Origin of the sequence: Aeromonas sp. 75A (assembly GCF_051919425.1) — a bacterium.
GTDB classification, from domain to species: Bacteria; Pseudomonadota; Gammaproteobacteria; order Enterobacterales; family Aeromonadaceae; genus Aeromonas; species Aeromonas veronii.
On record NZ_JBQBES010000002.1, the window covers coordinates 4386046 to 4408155 of the forward strand.

Here is a 22110-nt window from a genome sequence, read left to right on the forward strand (position 1 = left end):
TTTAGTAAGAACGCCCCTGCACTAAACACTCGCCCGAGTAAGCCTTAGCCGAGTGGTTGCCCGTATGGCCCCACCATCGAGTGGTCAAGGGCAGAACGGGAAGGGGCGGGGGTAGACGGTAGGGGTAGAGGGAAGGGGTAGTATTCCCCCCGTATTACTACACGGGGGCGGTAAGATAATGAACTATATCGTGAACATATGCTGGATATTGCAATGAAAACATATTACAAATACTCAAAATATTTTGGAATTGAATCCTTAAAATATCCTGTGATTCGACTTTCATCACCCGCCATATTAAATGACCCATTCGAGAAATTATTTAATTCGGAAGTTGAAAACAATCTAATAGCCAGAGCTGGGGCGTGCTATAAAGGTTATTTTCCTATGCATACGCTAGATGAAAAACAAAAAGAATTATTCATTAAGTATCAAGTGAAGCAATCTGTAAATAACTTTGGCATCGTCTCATTAAGCGAAACACATAGCAACTTACTAATGTGGTCACACTACGCAGATGAACATAAGGGTATTTGTTTAGGATTTCATGAGAATTTTTTATCTAGGCTTTCTCATAAAATACATGATGAATACGGAATTTCTACTTACAAGCCAATAAAGGTCAACTATAACAACAAAAGACCAAGGTATTTCATTGAGCAAAATAACATTGAAAATGAAATAAAGATAAACACACTGCAACAATTAACAACAAAAGGTGATGACTGGATTTATGAAAAAGAACATAGGTGCATAGTTCCATTAAGATGGGCTGACGAGATAAAATTATTAAATATAGAGAAACTGAGTAATCTAGAGCGTCAAGTATTAGAGGCATCTAAAGATGACTTGGATGTTGTTGATGGCAATAGATTTATATTCAAGCGCAGCCATACCGCTGAACAAAGCAGATACGCATGCCTTGGCTTTACAAAAAATGCTGATGCAGTTTTGTTGAAACGTCTAAGCCCAAAATCAATAAAATCAATTCATATGGGGTGCAAAATGAGCTTAAAAGATAAAATAAGCATTGCCAAGGTATTAAGCAACCCAGCCAACAAGTTACATCATATTGAACTCTATGAATATGTTGAGAGTACCGAAAGATATGAGCTTGTAGAGAAAAAAATATATCCATAGTCTTTATTCGACATTGAATACATACAACTGCCGCGCTACCGCTTGCCAGCCAGTTCGTTCAGTACGGCGAGAAGATGCCGTACTGAACGAACTGGCCATATTCATGTCCGATCATCACTTGATTTCATCTTGCTATCACCACCTGCAAAGAGGGCAGCGTTATATTTCCGGCGTATAGCGTCACCCTCTGGATCACAGTACACGTCCACAGGCTGGCCCTGATACTTCACCACTGCATGGCAACCGCTCACCGCATCGACGCTGGCCAGCTCCTCTGGCCAATCGTCTACATCCAAAGGGGCAACCTCATCGCCCTTGCGCAAGGCAAAGCAATACTCAACCCGATAAGAGCCGAGGTTGTCTTTAATCAGGATATGGCAACTGATAATCAGGCGATGGCCTGCAAACGGCCCTACAGAAAGAACCCCGCCACCAGACGCAGCAGGAGCGCCGCTAGGACGTACCCCAGCAGCGGGCGAAGCACCCACCGCCCCAGAAGTCGTAGCAGCGGCAGGAGAGGGCGCAGGGGCCTTGCTAGGCTTATCAATAAATTCCGGCTTGATGAGGCCAAAATAGAGACAGAATCCAATAACACCCAGAAAAAACAGAATTTTAGGATCACGCAGAATCGAGCTACCCGCGATTGTATCCGTGACTTGGCCAGTTGTAGTTGAGTCGTAGAGTTTGAAAACATAGTTCGGCACCTTGTTGAATGGCTTGGCCTGCAGAACATCGGACATAGACGCGCCGCTGTTGTCCGCAAGATGCAAGACCGTTTTGTAACGCTTCCCAAAGCCCAATATCTTCATATTGGTGTGTCTGATCGCCGTCTCTGATGCAGCCCTGATCACGGCGTGAACCTTCTTGATGTTCGGGGTGGTAAAGACGAAGTCCCAGTTGTGGTGACGGTGCATATCAAAGGCAACGTCTATGGTTTCCGGTCGCCCGTCAGCCTTGGCGACTTCCGGCCCACCCGGATAATCGAGTCGGTCGAGGTCGCTCTGACGCCATGCAGGCGGAAAGATCCGCTGCACTTCATCGACCAGAAAGAACACCCCCTTCGGTGCCCAGTGGTAGAAGCGGGCCAAGTGGTCGCGGCCCTCTTGGGCTTCGGTGTCGATGTAAGTCACCTTGAACTCATCGGGCACAGCCTTACCCAGTACCTCTTTGCAGCGTTCGGCGGTGAACCCGCGAACGTTGGTGATGATATGGCGGCCTGCCTTGATAGCGGGGATCACATCGGTGTGAATGGCGCCGGATGATTTGTAAGAGCCTGGCGCCCCGTGGTGGATCTTGATCGACATTTACCACCCCATGATGTTCAGCAGGAAGCGGGTAACGAAGGCTTGCGTCAAGATGGCGAGCCCCTTATCCAGATGGATAAAGAGCAGCATCGAGCGAAAGTCAGCGGGGAGGGCATTGAAGGATTGGGAGATCATTTCACTAAAGTGAACGTTCACCAAAATTTGCTTGGCAACGTCCCATGAGAAGGTGAGCATAAACAACTTAAACTCGACCCACTGCACCGCCATTCTGATTGCCAGCCATGCACCGAACTGGACAGCCAGTTGATATATATCGTTGAAGAATGAATTAAAGAAGTCACCGAGCCATTCCATGACGTATTACCTCTTAAATACAATTGCGAACGCAATGAAGTAGAAAATAAACATCATCAGTGCGGCGATGATGTCCCAATATTCTTTTGCAGGTGGACAAACGCGATAGTCTTTTCCGCCATAAGTGAAAAAGTCGAAGCACTCGATAATCCCAGCAGAGCCGGAGAGCTGAAAATCAAACATCTCTTTGACTTCATCACCAATATTTTTGTATTTGTCAGAGATAGCCTTGTTTGCGTCATCCAGTTTCTTTTGAATGGCTGCTATATCAAAGAAGCAATCGCCACCCTCACACTTTGTGTCATACTGAGCACGCTTAACAGCAAGCGGATTGGAATCGGATCCGGGCATCTTGGTGTAATCAACCCCCTTGCCATCACCACCACCATTATCAAGTGCAGACGCAATCCCCTCCAACACTCCTTTTTGGTCACGAGTCGCGCCCAAAATATCCCCCAAGATTTCATTTTGCTGCAAAGACGCAGTTTCGATAGTGGAAAGATAAGAGGGCACCATATCTTGGTTATTCAACTTGGAACTCAAAAACTCAATGTCGTCACGTGTCCAAGCAGAAGAACCACCGCCAGAACCACCACCCAGCGAACGCTCGATATTTTCAAGCGAGACTTTCATATCCTTAGCAAAATAAGAGGTGGCGCGAGTATTCCCTGAAATGTCATCAAGCTTGTTATTCAGGCCGTTTGTGTTGCCTTGAAGGCTAGACATCATACCGAGTGAAGCCCCCATCATGGCAGAAATACCAGCAACATCAGATGCAACAGAAGAAGAACCGCCACCAGAAGATCCAGAGCCAAGATTATTCAACTTCACATCTATCGATTGCAAATAATCCCTAGCAGCACCAAGAGCAGAAGCTACACCGCCAAGATTGCCATTAACATGAGATAATTCGCTAGACGATTGCTTAATATGATAAAGCGCCTCTTTCATATCCCGAGAAACAGCCTCAGCACTGTGAGTAATAGAATTAATATTATTTGAATCTTGCTTGGTACTGTCTACCACCTGACGCAGAGCAACCCCAAGGTTTTTATTTAACTTGGCAACAGCACCCGAAACAGATGTTCCAGTGGCATCACCGACAACCGGTTCAAAATTGAGCCAACCATCAATCGGTTTAGTACCAGCCCCTCCTTCATCTGGTGTATTACCACTGCCATCAGAATCGCCGTTACCGCTGCCATTGTCTGACAATTTACAAGCCGTTCCGGTGGTCTCCACTGGCCCCTTGGTATTGGCTAAAGGCAATTCCACACAGACACCCTTGCAATTAGCCTCACAACCACCCAGTTGTGATGAATCGAATTTAAGGCAGACAGGTAACCGAGTGGCAATCGTCACGTTTCCCAACTGGACACCGACAGGGCAACCAGCAATAGCAAACGCCAGTGATGGAAATAACAGTAAAAGCCAACCTAAGCGCACATGGCCCCCAATATAAAAAAGGCGACCGTAGCCGCCTTAAATAGAGAAGGATGTTCGCCATCCCTCGACAAAGAACAAAAACCAGAGCGTCCCGATAAGCAGGGACATGGTTTAGGCTTTACGGATCAGGGAGATCACGATACCAGTAGCGGTCACCAGTGCGACTACCAGCAGCACCTTCGGAGAGGTGGCGGTTACGTCAGCCTGGGCGGCTTCCATCGCTTTACCTGCTGCGTCAGCAAGTCCGGTTCCCTCGGCCATCGCTGCATTGGCAGACAGACCACACACAGCCGCAATGCAAGCATTACGGAACAAGCCTGATACTTTTTTCATTATTTTATCCTCGTTTTGCACCAACAATTACACGGGCAATAGCGCCCAGTTTTACGCCTAAGACCCAGATAGCAAGGCCAGAGCCAAAGGCTATTCCCACAGTGGATATATCGAACTGGAACCAGTTTGATATATCCGTGAGTCTTGAATGCTCCTGTACAGTCAGGAGCACGTAGTGACAGGCATCCCCCTCGGATAAACGGGCATATCCTTCGGCGGTGATATCAAGACAAAGCATGGTCGCGCCCTCGTCGTCGCTCGCTGCGCGCTCTCGCTCCTCCTCCTCGCGGCGCGGTGGTTAAACCGGTTTTTTGCTGGCTTGGTAGCCGACAACAACGTTGCGGGTCGGGTTCTGCGGGTCGGCTTCCAGCACCAGATCAATCGCTACCAGCTTGGGACAGTCGGCCATCTCCTTGATGGTGGCGGCATCGTTGCGAAGGGCCAGTTGGCGGACTTCATAACCCCATGAAGTGATATTGCACTCGGGTTTGTTGACGTTATTTGCCGGAGCCAGATATTCCACCTGAGCGAAATCATAAGGTACCGGAGAGCCGGATTTACGGGAAACACCAAAGCCGTGAGTAACGCGAGTTACCAAAATACCAGTGAGCAGGGACATATTATTTACCTCGTTGAAGAACCATTATCAGGTCGAAATTAAATTATGCTCTCCCGATATAATCTCGGGAGGTAACGGCATTCTTAACCGCGCGGGAATATCATCTTCTCCCAGATGCGCTGTTAATTGGTTAACAATCACCGCAGGGGACAGCCCCTCGATATTTGCTAACCAATTAACAAGGCGGCCTGCCATCCGAGACATATTAAAAACAGCGTTATCACGACTGGTCTTGAATTTGTTTTTAAAGGTGGTCACACGAACCGGAGTAATATCGGCCTGTTTGACTTCATCCAGCCATTTTGAAAATTGCGGATACATCCCCGCAAAATACGGGTCGGGATTGATCAGCACATCAAGCGGGATAATCCGGTCTTTATTATGCAACTCGCCTTCGGCGCGTACCCAGTTGGGATATTCTGCCGACTGCATCTGTTTACCTTTCTCATATATCCGAGCGCACTTACCGTTGATCCGGCTGCCCACATAGAAGGAGCAACCCTTGGTCGGCGCCATGCCGTACCGCTTGGCGATACCCTTGGAGACTTCGGCAATCACAAACTCGCCCGATTCGATTTTCATCCATGACGGAGCACGGCCCCGTTCTGGATGAAACTCGCCAGCCTCGGCGCCGGCAATCGCTCCCTGATAGGAGATCACCTCGCCGCTGTAGTCATCGAGCGCCAAATCCACCCGAGTGATACGGACGGCCGGAATGTGAGAGATAACATTGTGCAGAGCTTGGAAATCGAGGGCCGCACAACCCACGCCGGAAAAACTGACCATGCAACCATGGTTGGCAGCACCCCAGCCAATCAAGCCGCAGGGCAGACCATCACAGAGCAGGTCGGCCGAGTTGGCGTAACCGTGCAAACCGGAACGGCGAGGGCGCATAGAGAAACGCGGGGCAGGGATGGGCACACCGATCTTGTTATTGAGTTCTTCCAGCCACAACTCGATCTCGGCACAGCACAGGGCATCGAGAAACTGCACCCCGTAGCTGTCGATCAAGTCGTTGTAGGCTTCCCAATACTTGGCACCCTCGACCACCTCAAACTGGGAGAACTCCAGCAGGGTAGAGCAGACGGCTTTCAGCTCCTTGCGCATGTCGGCGCGGGACTTATAGCCGGAGTGGAGCGCCTGCTCCATCATTTCGGTCATAGAGGGAGTGCATACAGGGGAGGGCGCCTTGACCAAGGGCAAAGGCGCGGCCTTGTCACAGAGGCGCTCTGTCACCTTGTCGAAGCGGGCGAGGGGATTGAACCCGCTGGGACGCTTCCACAGATAGCGCAGGCCCTCGACAGCAGGAGCCGCGAACGCCGCCTTGATGGCTTTGTTCTGGGTTTCAAAGCGCGGAATGGCTTTGAGCAGTGCGCCTTGCTTGGCCAGCTCGGTCATCCGGCGCAGTTCGTCCGGTGCCCAGGTGAAGGACAGATAATCGATCAGGGTTTTGTTGCCGATAACGCTATTTATCGGCATTACAGAGTTATGACCAGTCATCGAAAAAGACTCCCTGATCATAGAAACCTTGCCATGTGTCCTCAGTAACCTCGACTAGCTCAAAGACGGTATCGGGGTACGTCATGGACAGATAGACCCGCAGTTCGTGCAGGTCGCGGAACATCTCGACCTGACCCGCGATGCAGGCGGAGAAATCGCCAGTCGGTTCAGCCTGCCAATAGACCTTGCGCTCAATGAGAGCAGGCAGATCAATGTTTTGTGGGCTAAAGTGGGTCATGGTTCATGCATTCAAATGATTTGTTGAATGGATTCAATCATACGAATTGTTGAATGGGAACAAGCCGTTTTTTGCCAAAATCGGTATGATGAGCTGATTGTCTAACCACTCAGGAGACAAAAAGATGGACTCCAATACGCTGATTCAGGCCTACATGAGGGCCAAAAAGTACAGCCAATTGCAGGAAGTCGCGGCAGACTTGGGATTTACCACTTCCTATATCTCTGCGGTGAACAAAGGAAAGTCGCAACTCACTGATGCGACTGCAAAAAAGATTGCCGAGGAGATCGGCTTGGACGTGCAAGAAGTGCTGCTAAATCTGGCCGCAGTCAGAGAGACCAATCCAGAGCTAAAGCGCGCTTGGTATGACATTTTAGCGAAGTACACAAAAGGTACAGGCACGGCTGTAGCCCTTGTGGCTGCTATGTTCCTGACCCCTAGCCACGGGACTGACATGACTGCGCATAATGTCCAGTATTTATGTTGAAAACTCGCCCCCCTGCGATAATCCCGAAGGGGCAGGGGGGTCCGTAGCCAGGTGTCTGTTTGCCTGGCGGAGGATTTTTAATATAAATCGCATTATGCGCGGTGTATCACTTCGCTCTCAGCACCCACCACTAGGCGTAATTGTCTATCTCCATCACGTTCTGTGAGAGAAAATAGAAAAGAGGCCTAGAACGCGAATTTTGGTAACCGTTACCATAAATAGTGCTATTCTATTTTGGTCACCGTTACCAAAAAGGCTTCCAGATGCGCGACCCTAACGACACCCAGACACATGACCTGCTCCCTACACCCCGCCGCCGTGGCCGCCCCAGTACCGGAACGGCGCTGACCCCAGCCCAAAAACAGGCCAGATACCGCCAACGTCAGCGGGCCCGCACCGTAACTGTCACGTTCGACCGCTCGGCCATCGATGCGCTGGATAGCCATATCCGGGCCCTCGTGGCAGGTCTCGACGCCCCGATTCCCCCAGAGCATGCGGCCTCCATCCTGGACTCGATTCGTTCCGCGACCCTGGCGCAACTGGCACCGGTGGCAGAATGACCATCTCTAGCCGGGAGGATTACGAGCAGGCGCTGGCGCTGCTGGAGCGACTGATTGATGTCTATGACGCCAACAAGGTGCTGATCGAGCAGCTTTCTCTGGCCATCGAACGCTGGGAGGATCAGGCCGAGGAGTTTGCCGAGTTCAACCGTGCTGTGCGTGCGGTGTCAGGTAAGCCGGAACCCTGATTCTGCCGTCCGCACGGGTGGTCATCGGTACGACCACCCACGCCGGTCGGCCTGCCCAGCGGCAGAGAGCGCAACCCCGCAGGGGCGGTTTTTGTTGTTGTGTGTCGGGTCGGGTCTGGGGAGGGTGGTTGGGTCGGGTGGGAGCACTCTAATCTCCCACCCAATTCTCACCGTGATAAATTCGATGCCGATTGAGTCTCTATTTTGAGCTTGTTTAGGGTCTGTTTTGACCTGTAAAAATCGGTTGTGTTCCGTCTGACCCTGTGGCAGGATGCTCGAGTTCCACGTTTTATGTGGAGCGGTCTGCGGACAACTCGAGACACGTTCGTGTCTCAACCATCCTTCGGGATATGACGCCTTCGGGCAATGCACCCCTTCAGGGGTAATGAAAAAAACTGTTGTTGGTCCGGCCTTGGCGCCGAGGCCGGATTTTTTTCACTGCATTGCTCTCGGATAGGCGCATGGACCCGGTATCACAGAAAACCCCTCTCAGTACTGCCATCGAAACGGCTCTTGCGTCGTTCGTGACGTTCAACGATTTCGTCGAGCTCCGATTCTGGTTCCTGTTCGACCCACGCTGCTGTGTGGGCTCCTCCGATGCGGTTGAATCCGATGGCATCGTCAGCCTCTCCACCGAAAAAACTTTTGACGTCGATCTGAAAAAACTGGCCTCGTTGGTGCCTGGCCTGCGCCTGTGTGCAGAGGTCACGTTCCAGCCAGACGGGTCAGTGATCACTGACGACCTGAAAACCCCATTCGAATCCATCGAGTCCCATCTCGGCTCGATGGCGATCAAAATTTATCCTCGTGGCAATTCGCGTTTGGGGTTAGACCCCTACATATCCGCCAAAATCAATCCGACCAAAATCAGTTACGGTCGCAACGGTTTCAGCGACATCCACACGCTCGGTCAGGCCCTCCCGGTCGCGATGTCCGCGTTTGTCCGTGGCTGCCCTGACCTGGCTGCGCTGGTCGATGTGGCTGGGTGTCAGGTCATGCGGGTCGACTCGACCTCCGGTGTGCACTGCGCCACCGTGGCCGACGTCAGCGCCCTGCTGAAACGCATCAGTCACGTGCAGATCGGGCACGTCCACGCCGCCGGTTCTACGGGCACCTACGCCGAGCGTGAGCAGAAGATCCTCGCTAAATCCGGCGACACCGTGTACGTCAACCCGCGCAGCGAGCATCAGCGCGGGGCAGCCTACGACAAGGGCGGCGAGGCCCGCGAGGAGCTCCGCCGCCTGACTCAGGAACTCCGCCGCGACCCCAGTAACGCCGCTCTGGCAGCTCGGGTCGAGGCCCTTTCCGACCCCGAGTATCGGGCCTACTGCGAAAAACTGCTGCGCCTCGAGGCCCGCACGATGCGCCGCGGGCTGGTCGGTCAGCTCGAACGCCTGGGTATCACCGACTGGGACGGCACCGCCGTCGATCTCATACGCTGCGAGCGCCAGCTCGCTGATGCCGGAACAAATTTTGTACACAGCCTCTGGGCACATGTCTGGCGCCCAGTCCTAACCGCACTCTGGGGAGACGCGTCTATGTCGCTCGCAAACGAGACTGAGCTCGAGCAGAAAATCACCGCCTATTACGAGGAGAATGCCGTTGGCCGTGCCCGCAGCATGGGCACGCGCCGCGCCCTCACGCATCTGAGATCGATCATCGATCGCGGCTGGGCAGCCTCCAAAAAATCCCCCCCTGCATCTCAGGCCACCTGGTACAGGACGATCGGCGAGCTCGTCGACGCTGGGATCTCGCTGGCAGCCCTCCAGTCCTGTGACGGGACCGCTGAGAGCCGCCTCGCGGCCGGTGTCGTCGTCTCTCTCCGGTCGGTGCTCGAGGTGCAGGCAGTCAGCTCCGCGCCAGCGTGGTTTAAACCAGCCAATCTGGACCGCTGGCTGGACGATCAGGATTTCATGGCTGTGCCGCACCGTCACCGCCGCGCCGTGGGCGACGGTCTGGTCGACTGCATCGGCTCCGACGATGGCCTCTGCGGTCCGGTCGATAATCGCCCCGATACCGATGCCGAAATTTTTGCATTCCTCGACCGATCGGCCGGTCACGGTCTGGGCTCCCACGCAGGGCTGTTCCCACCCGAGGTCGACTGGGATCGGATCGTCGTCCAGTCAGATGTGGCCGATCTCCGCGTTCCCGCCATACCCCGCCACCCGCAGTTGCGTCTGGTGTAAGGGGATTTTATGACACTAATTTCAGTAACAGTTACCAAAAAGGACTGATCAGATGAATGACAAAACCCAACCCACTGTCGGCGCATCCGGCCTGTATTTGGTCGGTGAGATCGCCGGGGTAAAACAGGACACGTTCCGCAACGGCGATAGCCAGATCATCAGACACACCGCTGGCGTTCGGGTGACCACCGTCGACGCCTATGGCGGTGAGATCAGTGAGCTCGTCGAGGTCCGTCTGCCGCAGGCCGCCGTCGATGCAGGTCTGCCGCGTCAGCTCGAGGGGCTACGTGGTCAGACTCTCAGCCTGCCTGTCTGGGTGCAGGCCTACACCGGACGGCGCGGGGCAGGGCACGCGCTGATGCTGGACTCTAAACAGCAAATTTTGGGGATCTAGGTATGGCTATGGCGACTGTCACCGGCGTGCTGGCCGGCGTTAAACAGGCTCGGGATTTTTCTGTTGTCGTGCGTACAGCAGAGGGCGACGTCGATGTGATCATCCCACCGCTAGCACTGCAACTCCTGCCCGATCCCGCAGCGCATTTTGAACGGCTGGTCGGGGAAAAAATGGGATTTTGCGTCGTGCCGGGGCACGAGATCGATGGGGCCCGCGTGCTGGACACACAGTACCGGGATCCCGAGGCGCAGAGCTGATGGCCGCCATCGTCACTGACAGCCTCGGTCTGGTCCTGCACGCGGTGCTGACCCACGTCGATCGCATCGAGCGCAGTGCCACCGATGCGGATCCCGCCAACCTGCTGATCCTGGAGGCCGAGGCCGATCTGTTTGTGGTGCTCTGCCCCGCAGGTTTTGCCGGTTCCGCTCAGGAGCAGCATCTGCTGGGCCTCGTCGGCACTCTCGTGGCACTGCCGGTCGTCTCGACGCCAGCGGGGCTGATGCTGGCAGAGGGACGGCTGGCCACAACGATTCTGGGGGACTGACCAATGGATCTGCTCCCCGATATTACCCCCGCGCAGGCGGTCGAACTGGTGCAGGCCATCGGCCTGCTCTGGGCCACTGCGTGGGTTCTACGTCAACTGCGGAAAGCCATCCGCTAGATCAATATGGAGTTTTTATATGGACCTGACCTCAATCACCACCGCCATTACCGGAGCCGTCACCCAGATCACCACGATCGGGCTGGCCTGTCTCAGCGTCTACGTCACGATCCGCACGTTCACCTGGGTGCGCGGCGCGTTTAAGTAACGAATAGGGGGCCGCAGCGGCCCCCTTCTTTATGTGAGGGTCATGATGGGGGGAGTATGGTGGATTTACGTAGGCGCTGTTTGCTGCGCACTGTGGCTGCTGTTTCGCTGATCGCACTCACTGCACCGGTGCACGCGGATGTGGTCGAGTTGTTCCCAGGGGCGGGCACCGTTCGGGTGGCCAACGGCACCACCGGCAGGATCGTCGGCGTCACGAGCATCGACAGAACTGCCCGGACTGTCGGCGCTGTTATCGATGCACGGGACAAATTCGGCAACGCGGTCAGGGTTAACCGCGTTTTACGGGTCGTGCCTGACGCGCTGGCCAGGTTCGGTCGCGCCTGTCTGTCACCAGCAGGGGCCGCTCGCTGTGCGGCGGTCGGAGCCATCACCGCCGCAGCGGCCTACGCCGGGTACGATCTGATCAACGGGTGGCTGGAAAAACCGGCGGTGCCCGCCGGGGAGTGTCCAAGCGATTACGTTTTTTTGCCCCTGAACGGCAGTTCGGTAAAGACGTTCCCTGGCCTCCCGTGCGTTAAAAAATATTCCTCGTACTGGACATTCCGTACTGCTGGGCCTGATCCAACTGTTGCCCAGTGGGCTGATCCAGGTTCAACCCCGACCGTACAATCAGGCGTTTTTTATACAACCTGGGGAGCGCCCTCTATGCCGCTGGGGCCGGTTGATATTTATGCATACAGAAAATCTTGGTCACAAAATGACGTTCGTTCCGAACCCCTCACCGGTGGCGCTATCAGCGATCTGGAGTTTGCCGATATGGTCCTGTCCAACCCAGCTGCGTTGCAAATCGCCCCCGGGGTTTACCCCGACATTTTTGAGCCGGTCACGGTCGATGAGACGGCCCCAAACCCGGGCGAGGGGACTAAACCCAACCCGGATCCGGACCCTGAGGCTCAGACCGATCTGGCCTCGATGGCCGATGTGCCCAGGGATGTGATCGACGTTCGGCGTTTTTACGACTGGGGCAGCGGCTGGCTACCCCGCCAGTGTCCAGCACCCACAGTGATCCCCATCATGGGGCAGGATTTTTCCATCGATTACACGACCCTGTGCGGGCTGATCGAGAGCGCTGTTGCGCCCGTTCTGCGTCTGCTGGCGCTGTTTGGGTTCCTATCGATCGTGATCGTCGGCGTCGGGAGGTCTAGCTGATGTGGGCTGCATTTGGGACATTAATGGCCGGAAATTTTGTAGCCAGAATTCTGCTCGCGCTCGGCGTTGCCGTTGTTTCCTATCAGGGGCTCGACGCGATTTTGTCGTTGGCCACAACAGAAATCAGGACGTTAGTCACCGGTCTGCCTGCAACCGCGCTGGGTTTGCTGGGGCTGGCCCGAATTGATCTGTGCATCAACCTGATCCTGTCGGCATATGCCGCCCGACTCGCCATGGCGGCGCTGACCACGATGCGTGTGAGGTAATCATGATCACCCTCATCACCGGCCGCCCAGGGAGCGGCAAAACTCTGCTCGCAGTTGAGATGATCCGCGACAATGCCAATGCAGAACGGATCAGGCCCCTATTTTGCAACATCGACGGCCTCGATTTTGATCGCCTGCGCTGTTTTCCACTGGAGGATCCGACCACCTGGCCAGATCTGCCAGCAGGGTCCATCGTGGTGGTCGACGAATGCCAAAAACTGATGCCTCCCCGCGCCAGCGGTGCCCGAGTGCCGCACCATGTGCAGTACCTGAACGAACATCGTCACGCAGGGATCGACCTGATCCTGATGACCCCAGACCCCAAGCTGATCGACGTGCTGGCCCGTAAAACGGTCGGGCGGCACCTGCATGCCTACCGTCCATTTGGCATGGAGCACCGGAAAATTTTCGAGTGGAACAGCTGTAATGAGGATCCTGAGCCATCCCAGGGAGAAAAAAACGCACTGATCACCAAAAAACCGTTCGATAAAACGCTGTATGAGCTGTACACCTCCGCTGAGGTTCATACCCACAAATCCCGACCACCACTGAAAAAATTCGCATTGCTCATCGGGTCGCTGCTGACAGCGATTTTGCTGTTTGCCTGGTCGTTCTGGTCCATCTGGCAGCAAGGGCAGGGCGATACCCCGTCAGAACAGGCAGCCACCGTCACCACCGCCGAACAGGAGGCGGTGTCCGCCGCAGTCTCTAGTGCCGAGCCCAGCCTGCCGCCACCGATCCCAGAGGCATTTTTCCGCTCCAGGGTAGTGTTGAACGGTCATCCCGAATACCGCGTCGAACTGGGGGAGGGCGGGGGATATGCGAGTCTGGACATGTTTGCCGCATATCGCGTCGAGGGCGCCCACGTGCTGCTGCTGGCTCACGCGGGCGATGATGTGGCGCAATGGGTGATACGTGATGCTGATCTGGTGGAGTATCTGCAACAGGATGCCGACGCGCTGATGGCGAACAGGTAGGCGCCGCAGGCGCAGGGCCGTGCGACTGGGCGACGACCGCTAGCGGGCGGCGGACAGGCGGATGGCCGGTCATCAATATAATTACGGTAACAGTTACCAGTAATTATGCCGATAACCCCATTTATCGGCATAATTTGTAAAGAGTCGGTGATAATTGACCTTCAACATCTGCTTTTTGACCTTCAAAACCTCTGTTTTGACCTTCAACATGTCTCACAGAGTAGACCCACACCAGAGGAGGCAATATGGGAGAAAAATCACCGTTTCGGGTCGCAACCCGTGAGGAGCTGCTGGCCCGAGGCTGCGTCCTCAATCTGGCCGAGCTGAACCTGCCGGCATCGCCAGAACTGGACCAGATCATCAGCGTCCTGCAAACGCAGCGCGGTCCTGTGGCGATGGCGATCTGGTTCCTGTCGGCCAATGGCTGGCTGGGCAGCGCTAGGCCTGTGGATGTGGTGCGGCGGATCAGTCCAGGGGAACTGTCTGATGTTCTGCATGCAGCACGCCGCGAGGTCGCGCCGATTGAGCATGGCTAACAGAGCCTCCAACCCGGTGAGCAATCTTGTGTTTGTCTGTAAAACCCAAACCCATCACTGCGTATAATGTATATTATGTTAAATTATATATCTTGTTTCCTGTCACCACTTATTGAACTGTGTATAATGGCAACAATTGATCCTATCTTCGACCGGATGTCTTAAGTGGCTGAATTAACATCAGAACAATTAAAACCCGCTTTTGCGATTGAACAGTTCCCCAAGCTTAGCGAGCTTGAACCTATCCCCTTTGCTGCACTGCAACCCAGAGCCATTTCCGGCATCAAACGTCTTGCCAGTTTTGATGGTGACTGTCCGGTCATGCTGCTCAACGGATTCCCCGGCGCAGATTACGAAGGCGTTTGCCAGACGCTGATTGCCGACTCTAATGGCAAGGATGGTGACCTGTTTGATCTCTGCTACACCGAGAATCTGAACAACCCCTACAAACCTATCTGGCTGCGCCTGCAACCGGGCACCGGCGTCGAGTTTTGCGAAATGGTTGGCGAGCTGCTCAAGCTGTTGAGCCACCATCTCGATGCCGAACGCATCGTGACCCGCATCATGCGCAAGCAGAACAATGATCCGAAAATCGATGATTTCCTCTCCGATCTGGCGGCTCACGTGGCATTGGGTCTGGAGTTCCAGCACCCCATTCTGATCAATCTGCTGATCCACCACGAAGCGCAGGAAGCGCCGGTGATTTATGGCCGTGATCTCAACTGGGATACCCTATTTGGCTCCATCAATTACCAGACCGAGCAAGGCTCTGTCTATGCCAACCAGCACCTTTTGGAGCCCGGCTTGCTGCGCGAAGCCAACGGCGGTTACCTCATTTTGCAACTGGATGAGCTGCTGGATCAGCCACACCTCTGGTTCAAGCTGAAAAATGCCATGCAAAAAGGCGAGCTGGACTGGAACGCCTATCAGGAAGGGAAAACCCTGACCCCCTTCTTCGCGCCTGAAGCGACCCCCATCAAGCTCAAGCTGATCCTGGTCGGTGACCGACTGGACGTGGCCGAGTTCCAGATGCTGGATCGGGATATGTCCGAGCGCATCTTCCTGCGCGCGGATCTGGTGTCAGAGGTAAATATTGAAGAGGGTCTGCAGGAATTTCTGCAGTACCTGGCTTGGCTGCGCCAGCGCTGGAGCCTGCTGGACTTCACGCCAGCCGCCCTCGCCGCCCTTTCTCGTCATGCCAGCCGCCTCTGTGACCATCAGGAGTGGTTGTCGCTCTCCGAAGTGCAACTCTCCGCCATCATGCGGATGGCTGACAGTCTGGCCCGGGAGCTGGAATCTGATGTGGTCACCGACGAGCATATTCGCGGCGCACTGGAAGAGCAGGATTACCGCCTCAACTATCTGGTTGAGCAGTCCGATCAGGGGGTTATCGACGGCCAGATCCTGCTGCAAACCGATGGCGAAGAGATTGGCCAGATCAACGGCCTGTCTGTCATTCAGGTCTCCGGTCACCCTTATGACTTCGGCGAGCCGGTGCGCCTCACCGCGACCGTACACCTTGGTGATGGCGATGTGGCGGATATCGAGCGCAAAGCGGAGCTGGCCGGTCATATCCACGCCAAGGCGATGATGATTATCCACGGCTATCTCTCCAACAAATTTGGTGCAGAGAACCCCTCCCCCCTGTCGGCCAATCTGGTGTTCGAGCAGTCTTACCACGAAATTGATGGCGACAGCGCCTCCCTGACCGGCTTGTGTGCCCTGCTCTCTGCCCTCGCCCGCCAGCCTATCTATCAGCACTTCGCCGTGACCGGTGCGGTCGATCAGTTTGGCAATGTGCAGGCCGTTGGTGGCGTGAACGAGAAGATTGAAGGCTTCTTCCGGGTGTGCGAAATCCACGGCATCACCGGCAAGCAAGGGATCATTTTGCCGGGCACCAACATCCAGCAGCTGAACCTCTCTGACGAGGTGATTGCGGCGGTTGAAGCGGGCCAGTTCCACATCCACCCGGTGGATCATGTGGAAGAGGCCATCGAGTTGCTGACTGGCTGTGTCGCCGGTGAGCCTGATATGCCCGATACCCTGTTTGGCCGTATTCAGGAGCGGTTGGACGAGTTGAACGGCTCCACTGCCAAAGTCGGACTGCTGCAATCCCTGCTGGGGCGCCTGTTTAGCCGCTGATGAAGTGATCGGAGTTGTTTAGCGAACAACTGTAAGCTAAATTGGCCCGGCTTTGACCCATTTGAAGGAAATACCGCGTGACCGTAGACAATACCACCATGGAAGCCCGCCTTTCCCTGTGCGAACAGGGCAAGAACTCTTTTACCCGTGAAGAGCTGCTGGCTTGCAGCCGTGGCGAACTGTTTGGTGAGGGTAACAGTCAGCTGCCTGCCCCCAACATGTTGATGATGGATCGCATCGTCAAGATCAATGACAACGGCGGCGAACACGGCAAGGGCGAGATCCTGGCTGAGCTCGACATTACTCCGGATCTCTGGTTCTTCGATTGCCACTTCCCGGGTGATCCTGTGATGCCTGGCTGTCTCGGTCTGGACGCCATGTGGCAGCTGGTTGGCTTCTTCCTTGGCTGGAAAGGTGGCCCCGGCAAGGGTCGTGCTCTGGGCGTGGGTGAAGTGAAATTCACCGGCCAGATCTTGCCGACTGCCAAGAAAGTGACCTACAAGATCACCTTCAAGCGCGTCATCAACCGCAAGCTGGTGATGGGGATTGCTGATGGTGTGGTCGAAGTCGACGGCCGTCCGATCTACAGCGCCACCGACCTGAAAGTGGGCCTGTTCAAAGATACCACCGCATTCTGATCTCTCTGATTGGTGGTAAAACAGCATTAACGCAAAGGGGCCACAACGGCCCCTTTCCTTTTGTAATGAGTGATGAAGTACCTGCTACTTCATGAAGAGGCCTGAGCCCCGCCCTTCCATGGCGTCACGCCAACCACCAAGCCAATGCCCTCGGGCATCCAGGCATTGATACGGACACGCTTCTTTCTGTTTGCCGACCACGCCAGCCTGATAACCACGAGCACGAGCTCTTTCCAGACGGTCCCGCTTCTGTCTCTTCATCATCTACGACCCTCTTCGTGGAACAAAAAAAGCGACCAATTCTGCATCGGTCGCTTTCATCTTTACTCCTGCGAGCGCACTCGGTCAAACAAAAACTTCCACCCTAACCGGGCTATGTGACACAAGGCACTGAACTGGATTAAGTTTTAATTACAGGGAACTTACTCCTGATTTTTTAGTCCTTCCAGCTCTTCCCAGCGAGCAAATGCCTGTTCCAGCGCGGCTTCAGCGGCATTGAGCGCATCCAGTTTCGGCTGGGTTTTATCTGCCGGCAGCGAGAAGAACCCGGGCTGGTTGATCTCGCTCTGCAGCGAATCCAGCTCGGCTTCAAGCTGTTCGAGACGAGCGGGCAACCCTTCCAGTTCAAGCAGCAGCTTGTAGGAGAGCTTTTTGCTCTTCTTCGGCGCTTCTGGCGCGGTGGCTACGACCGGCTCGGGCCCCTTGACCGGTGCACTCCTGGCCTCTTGCTGGGCATTCTGCTGTTCGCGGGTCGCCATCATGTCGGCGTAACCGCCCACGTAATCGCTGATACGGCCATCCCCTTCAAACAGCCAGCAGCCGGTCACTGTGTTGTCGATGAAGCGACGATCGTGACTGACCAGCAGCAGGGTGCCGGGGTAGTCGGAAAGCAGCTCTTCCAGCAGCTCCAGGGTTTCCACATCCAGATCGTTGGTCGGTTCATCGAGGATCAGCAGGTTGCTGGGCTTGAGGAACAGCTTGGCCAGCAGCAGCCGGTTCTTCTCGCCACCGGAGAGCGCCTTGACCGGGGTACGGGCCCGCTTGGGTTCGAACAGGAAGTCCTGCAGGTAACCAAGAATGTGTCGGGAGCGGCCGCGCACCATCACCTCCTGCTTGCCCTCCCCGACGTTGTCCACCACGGTCTGCTCGGGATCGAGCTGCTCGCGGTACTGATCGAAGTAGGCCACCTCCAGATTGGTGCCCCCCTTGACGGTGCCACGGGTCGGCTCAAGCTGACCCAGCAACAGCTTGATCAGGGTCGATTTGCCGCAGCCATTAGGACCGACCAGCGCAATCTTGTCACCGCGCAGCACTTGCAGATCGAGCCCCTTGAACAGGGTGCGATCGCCAAAATCCAGCCCCAGCCCTTCGGTCTCGAATACCAGCTTGCCGGAGCGATTGACCTCATCCAGTTGCAGTTTGGCCTTACCCTGCAGCTCGCGGCGCTGGGAGCGCTCCATGCGCATTGCCTCAAGGGCGCGCACCCGACCTTCGTTACGGGTACGGCGAGCCTTGATACCCTGACGCACCCACACCTCTTCCTGGGCCAGTTTGCGGTCGAACTCGGCATTTTTCAGCTCTTCGACCCGCAGCCACTCCTCTTTCCCCTGCAGGTACTCGTCGTAGTTACCCGGCCAGGAGGTGATGGCGCCGCGATCGAGATCGATGATCCGGGTTGCCAGCTTGTGGATGAACTCCCGATCGTGAGAAATAAAGACGATGGCGCCGCGAAAATCCTTGAGGAAATCTTCCAGCCAGTTGATGGCTTCGATATCCAGGTGGTTGGTCGGCTCATCGAGCAGCAACAAGTCGGGATCGCAGGCCAGCGCACGGGCCAGCGCCACCTTGCGCAGCCAACCGCCAGAGAGACTATCGAGGGTCACATCGGGATCCAGCCCCAGCAGGGTCAACACCTGACTGATGCGGGTCTCGAACTGCCAACCGTTCTGATAGTCGAGCTGCTCTTGTAGCTCGCTCATCTTGCGAATGTTGGCGTCTGACGGATCGCTCGCCAGCTCCATGGAGATGTGGTGGTACTGCTTGAGCAGTTCCCCCACCCCCGCCAGCCCTTCGGCGGCATAGTCAAACACCGTCAGCTCGCTGGAAGCAGGCGGATCCTGCTCAAGGCGGGTCACTTTCAAATCTTGTTGCAGCACCAGACGCCCGTCGTCCAGCGGCAATTCGCTGGCAATGACCTTCATCAGGGTGGACTTGCCCGCCCCGTTGCGGCCAACCAGACAGAGGCGCTCGCCCCGCTCGATGGTCAATTCGGCATTGTCGAGCAGCGGGAAATCACTGAACGACAGACATGCGCCGTGCAATGTTAAAAGAGCCATGTGTGTTCCTTATTTCATATGAAAAAAACGGGCAGCAGACTGGGTCTGCCCCCGTTTTATCGTCAAATCACTCTCACCCCTGACGGGCGGCCCAGCTTTTGAGCTCGGCCAGTGTGAAGGGCCAACCGAGCTCGCGGCCTGCTTCGTCACGCAGCACCGGAATGCGCACCCGATAGGCGGCAAGCCACTGCTCATCATCCATGATGTCGCACTGGCAGGTGGCGGCGGCAAGACCAGCCTCCTCCACCAGCGCCCAGGCCTGCTCGCACAGGTGGCAACCGTCGGTATGAAACAGGGTCAGCATCACGCCTCGCCTTGCTCCGGCGCATGGGTGATGATCCAGCAGTTGTGGATGTGCTGGTTGCGCTCGAAATCCTTCGGTCGCGTCTTCTGGGTGATGTTCTGGGCCTTGAGACCAGTAGCCTCGAGACCGGCCAGATCCATCTTGAAGTGACGCTTGTTGTTGGAGAAGACCAGGGTGCCGTCCGCCGCCAGCAGGCGCTTCAGGTGCTGCATCAGCAGCAGGTGATCGCGCTGTACGTCGAAGCTCTCGTCCATCCGCTTGGAGTTGGAGAAGGTGGGCGGATCGATGAAGATGAGGTCGTACTTATCATCGGCTTCAGACAACCACTTCAGGCAATCAGCCTGGACAAACTTGTGCTGACGGCCCACCAGCGAGTTGAGACGCATGTTGTCCTGCGCCCAGTTCAGGTAGGTGTGGGACATGTCGACTGTGGTGGTCTCGCTGGCACCGCCAAGACCTGCGTGCACGGTGGCACTGCCGGTGTAGGCAAACAGGTTCAGGAAGCGCTTGCCCTTGGCCATCTGACCCAGCATGCGGCGAGTCTGACGATGGTCGAGGAACAGGCCGGTATCCAGATAGTCGTATAGGTTGACCCACAGGCGGGCACCGTACTCCTGCACTTCCATCCGGTGCTGCTCTTCGGAGAGCTTCTGATACTGCTGTTTGCCTTCCTGACGCTCACGCACCTTCAGGATCACCTTCTCGCCATCCATGCCGGTCACCTTGATGGCGGCCTGAACCATGTCAAGCAGACGCTGACGGGTCTTCTGGGCGGGGATATCCTTGGGCGCCGCGTACTCCTGCACCACCAGATAGTCCTGATAGCGGTCGATGGCGGCGTTGTACTCAGGTAGATCGGCGTCGTAGAGACGGTAGCAGTCGAGATTCTCTTTCTTGGCCCACTTCTCGAGCGCTTTCAGATTCTTGCGCAGACGGTTGGCAAAGTCCTGCGCCACCTCTTTTTGCGAGGCGACGGCATCGAGCGCGATCTGGTAGTTACGCAGCTGACACTCAAGGGCACCGTTGAACAGGCGATATTGCTTGTCGGCGCGCAGGCGCAGACAGCTGAGCAGCTCGGGTGATGCGGACAGAATGGAGACTCTCCACCCCTGGAAGCTGCGACGCAGGGCATCGCCGAGGGCTTGATGCACTTCCAGCAGGGCCGGAAATTCGCCGAGACGTTCGCCGTAGGGCGGGTTGGAGATCAGCATACCGACCTGACGGGCATCCCCTTCCACAGCTGGCATCGGCAGCGGATTTTCCAGCTTGGTGACATCGGCCTGCTTGAAGGTGATGAGGTGAGCGACACCCGCTGCTTTGGCGTTGTCACGGGCTTTGAGCAGCACGCGCGAATCGGCATCACAACCAAACAGTTTCACCTCGCAGCGCTGCATGCCACGTTTGGCACGTACTTGTGCTTCCATCATCAGGCTTTGCCACAGCTCACTATCATGCTGCAGCCAACGATCAAAACCGAAGCGCTCACGGCGCAGGGCCGGAGCCATGTCGGCAGCGATAAAGGCCGCTTCAATCAGCAGTGTACCGGAACCGCACATCGGGTCCATCATGGGCTCACCGGCCCAACCGCTACGGGCAATCATGGCGACCGCCAGGTTCTCTTTGAGCGGTGCTTCACCTGTGCCCTGACGATAGAAACGCTGATGCAGCGCCGGGCCTGACAAGTCCAGCGTGATATTGGCCTTGCCTTTGCCCAGATGCGCCATGATGCGAATATCCGGGGATTTCTTGTCCACGTCCGGGCGCACATGACCGCGCTTGGTAAAGCGATCGACGATGGCATCCTTGATCTTCAACGCGCCATATTGGGTATTGCGAATGGAGGCGTTGGTACCGGTAAAGTCCACCGCAATGGTGGCGGTGCCGGAGAAGTGCTCTTCCCAGGGGATGGTATGCGCGCCCAGATAGAGATCCAGATCGTCGTTCATCTGGAATTCGGAGAGCACCAGTACGATGCGGGAAGCCAGACGGCTCCAGAGACAGGCCTTGTAGCCTACCGCCAGTTCGCCTTTGAAGTGGACGCCAGCCACGGTCTCACGGACCTGCTCTGCACCCAGATTGGTCAGCTCGTCGGCCAACAGGTTTTCCAGCCCCTTGGGGCAGGTTGCAAAAAATTCTTTCATCACGCTCACGGGGAACCCATAAAAATAGTGCCGCATTATACCTCATCAGGCGGGCTGGGGCATGCAAAAGTCGGCGCAAACA

General features: G+C 55.6%; 25 protein-coding genes. 14 read left to right on the plus strand and 11 right to left on the minus strand.

Annotated features, from left to right (window positions below; all coding sequences use genetic code 11):
• Positions 1-198 precede the first annotated feature (198 nt).
• Positions 199-1140 (plus strand): DUF2971 domain-containing protein, encoded by a 942-nt coding sequence (locus tag ACTG2T_RS20365; protein ID WP_439973816.1) that lies wholly within the window; start codon positions 199-201, stop codon positions 1138-1140.
• Between the two features lie 101 nt (positions 1141-1241).
• On the opposite strand, the gene ACTG2T_RS20370 is transcribed toward ACTG2T_RS20365, so the two are convergent.
• The 7 genes from ACTG2T_RS20370 to ACTG2T_RS20400 all read right to left on the minus strand — a co-directional run bounded on the left by ACTG2T_RS20370 (position 1242) and on the right by ACTG2T_RS20400 (position 6895).
• The gene (locus ACTG2T_RS20370) at positions 1242-2444 is read right to left on the minus strand and encodes a zonular occludens toxin family protein (RefSeq protein ID WP_330124242.1); all 1203 of its coding nucleotides are present in this window, start codon (positions 2442-2444) and stop codon (positions 1242-1244) included.
• Complete coding sequence (locus ACTG2T_RS20375) at positions 2445-2759, minus strand: DUF2523 family protein (protein WP_330124243.1); 315 nt, start codon at positions 2757-2759, stop codon at positions 2445-2447. It abuts the gene before it with no gap.
• Between the two features lie 6 nt (positions 2760-2765).
• The gene (locus ACTG2T_RS20380; RefSeq protein WP_330124244.1) at positions 2766-4034 is read right to left on the minus strand and encodes a hypothetical protein; all 1269 of its coding nucleotides are present in this window, start codon (positions 4032-4034) and stop codon (positions 2766-2768) included.
• Positions 4035-4316: 282 nt separating this feature from the next.
• The gene (locus ACTG2T_RS20385; protein ID WP_069526816.1) at positions 4317-4538 is read right to left on the minus strand and encodes a Flexible pilin; all 222 of its coding nucleotides are present in this window, start codon (positions 4536-4538) and stop codon (positions 4317-4319) included.
• 298 nt (positions 4539-4836) lie between these two features.
• Positions 4837-5157, minus strand: coding sequence for a hypothetical protein (locus ACTG2T_RS20390; protein ID WP_031227589.1), 321 nt, complete (start codon positions 5155-5157; stop codon positions 4837-4839).
• 27 nt (positions 5158-5184) lie between these two features.
• Positions 5185-6657 carry a replication initiation factor domain-containing protein gene (locus ACTG2T_RS20395; protein WP_330124245.1) on the minus strand — a complete coding sequence of 491 codons (1473 nt, stop codon included), beginning with the start codon at positions 6655-6657 and terminating at the stop codon, positions 5185-5187.
• Complete coding sequence (locus tag ACTG2T_RS20400) at positions 6644-6895, minus strand: hypothetical protein (protein WP_330124246.1); 252 nt, start codon at positions 6893-6895, stop codon at positions 6644-6646. Before ACTG2T_RS20400 ends, ACTG2T_RS20395 begins: the two co-directional genes overlap by 14 nt.
• A 124-nt stretch (positions 6896-7019) precedes the next feature.
• Here ACTG2T_RS20400 and ACTG2T_RS20405 point away from each other — a divergent pair, with 124 nt between their 5' ends.
• The 13 genes from ACTG2T_RS20405 to fabA all read left to right on the plus strand — a co-directional run bounded on the left by ACTG2T_RS20405 (position 7020) and on the right by fabA (position 17247).
• Positions 7020-7382 carry a helix-turn-helix domain-containing protein gene (locus ACTG2T_RS20405; RefSeq protein WP_330124247.1) on the plus strand — a complete coding sequence of 121 codons (363 nt, stop codon included), beginning with the start codon at positions 7020-7022 and terminating at the stop codon, positions 7380-7382.
• A 556-nt stretch (positions 7383-7938) separates the two neighbouring features.
• Positions 7939-8130, plus strand: coding sequence for a hypothetical protein (locus tag ACTG2T_RS20410; protein WP_330124248.1), 192 nt, complete (start codon positions 7939-7941; stop codon positions 8128-8130).
• A gap of 461 nt (positions 8131-8591) precedes the next feature.
• Positions 8592-10316 carry a phage/plasmid replication protein, II/X family gene (locus ACTG2T_RS20415; protein WP_330124249.1) on the plus strand — a complete coding sequence of 575 codons (1725 nt, stop codon included), beginning with the start codon at positions 8592-8594 and terminating at the stop codon, positions 10314-10316.
• A gap of 52 nt (positions 10317-10368) precedes the next feature.
• Positions 10369-10710, plus strand: coding sequence for a DNA-binding protein (locus tag ACTG2T_RS20420; RefSeq protein ID WP_330124250.1), 342 nt, complete (start codon positions 10369-10371; stop codon positions 10708-10710).
• Between the two features lie 2 nt (positions 10711-10712).
• On the plus strand, positions 10713-10967 hold the full coding sequence (locus tag ACTG2T_RS20425; RefSeq protein WP_330124251.1) for a hypothetical protein: 255 nt from the start codon (positions 10713-10715) through the stop codon (positions 10965-10967).
• On the plus strand, positions 10967-11254 hold the full coding sequence (locus ACTG2T_RS20430) for a hypothetical protein (protein WP_330124252.1): 288 nt from the start codon (positions 10967-10969) through the stop codon (positions 11252-11254). The genes ACTG2T_RS20425 and ACTG2T_RS20430 overlap by 1 nt, the downstream gene beginning before the upstream one ends.
• Before the next feature lie 136 nt (positions 11255-11390).
• The gene (locus ACTG2T_RS20435) at positions 11391-11519 is read left to right on the plus strand and encodes a major capsid protein (protein ID WP_005333101.1); all 129 of its coding nucleotides are present in this window, start codon (positions 11391-11393) and stop codon (positions 11517-11519) included.
• Between the two features lie 56 nt (positions 11520-11575).
• Positions 11576-12688, plus strand: a complete 1113-nt coding sequence (locus tag ACTG2T_RS20440; protein ID WP_330124253.1) for a hypothetical protein — start codon at positions 11576-11578, stop codon at positions 12686-12688.
• A complete protein-coding gene (locus ACTG2T_RS20445; RefSeq protein ID WP_330124254.1) occupies positions 12688-12954 on the plus strand; it encodes a DUF2523 family protein in 267 nt (88 codons plus the stop codon). Before ACTG2T_RS20440 ends, ACTG2T_RS20445 begins: the two co-directional genes overlap by 1 nt.
• Before the next feature lie 2 nt (positions 12955-12956).
• Complete coding sequence (locus ACTG2T_RS20450) at positions 12957-13931, plus strand: zonular occludens toxin domain-containing protein (RefSeq protein WP_330124255.1); 975 nt, start codon at positions 12957-12959, stop codon at positions 13929-13931.
• A gap of 245 nt (positions 13932-14176) precedes the next feature.
• A complete protein-coding gene (locus ACTG2T_RS20455) occupies positions 14177-14467 on the plus strand; it encodes a hypothetical protein (RefSeq protein WP_330124256.1) in 291 nt (96 codons plus the stop codon).
• A 165-nt stretch (positions 14468-14632) separates the two neighbouring features.
• Positions 14633-16609 carry a Lon protease family protein gene (locus tag ACTG2T_RS20460; RefSeq protein WP_330124257.1) on the plus strand — a complete coding sequence of 659 codons (1977 nt, stop codon included), beginning with the start codon at positions 14633-14635 and terminating at the stop codon, positions 16607-16609.
• A gap of 77 nt (positions 16610-16686) precedes the next feature.
• Positions 16687-17247: a 3-hydroxyacyl-[acyl-carrier-protein] dehydratase FabA gene (fabA, locus tag ACTG2T_RS20465; RefSeq protein WP_005336586.1), complete on the plus strand. Its 561-nt coding sequence runs from the start codon at positions 16687-16689 to the stop codon at positions 17245-17247.
• Between the two features lie 84 nt (positions 17248-17331).
• Here the strand turns inward: fabA and rmf are convergent, their stop codons facing one another.
• The 4 genes from rmf to rlmKL form a co-directional block, all read right to left on the minus strand.
• Positions 17332-17511 (minus strand): ribosome modulation factor, encoded by a 180-nt coding sequence (gene rmf / locus ACTG2T_RS20470; protein WP_005315693.1) that lies wholly within the window; start codon positions 17509-17511, stop codon positions 17332-17334.
• Positions 17512-17669: 158 nt separating this feature from the next.
• A complete protein-coding gene (gene uup / locus ACTG2T_RS20475) occupies positions 17670-19583 on the minus strand; it encodes an ATP-binding cassette ATPase Uup (protein WP_330124258.1) in 1914 nt (637 codons plus the stop codon).
• 73 nt (positions 19584-19656) lie between these two features.
• Complete coding sequence (locus ACTG2T_RS20480) at positions 19657-19887, minus strand: glutaredoxin family protein (RefSeq protein ID WP_182937440.1); 231 nt, start codon at positions 19885-19887, stop codon at positions 19657-19659.
• Entirely contained in the window at positions 19887-22064 is a 2178-nt protein-coding gene (gene rlmKL, locus ACTG2T_RS20485; RefSeq protein ID WP_330124259.1) for a bifunctional 23S rRNA (guanine(2069)-N(7))-methyltransferase RlmK/23S rRNA (guanine(2445)-N(2))-methyltransferase RlmL, read from the minus strand. Before rlmKL ends, ACTG2T_RS20480 begins: the two co-directional genes overlap by 1 nt.
• Positions 22065-22110: the final 46 nt, after the last annotated feature.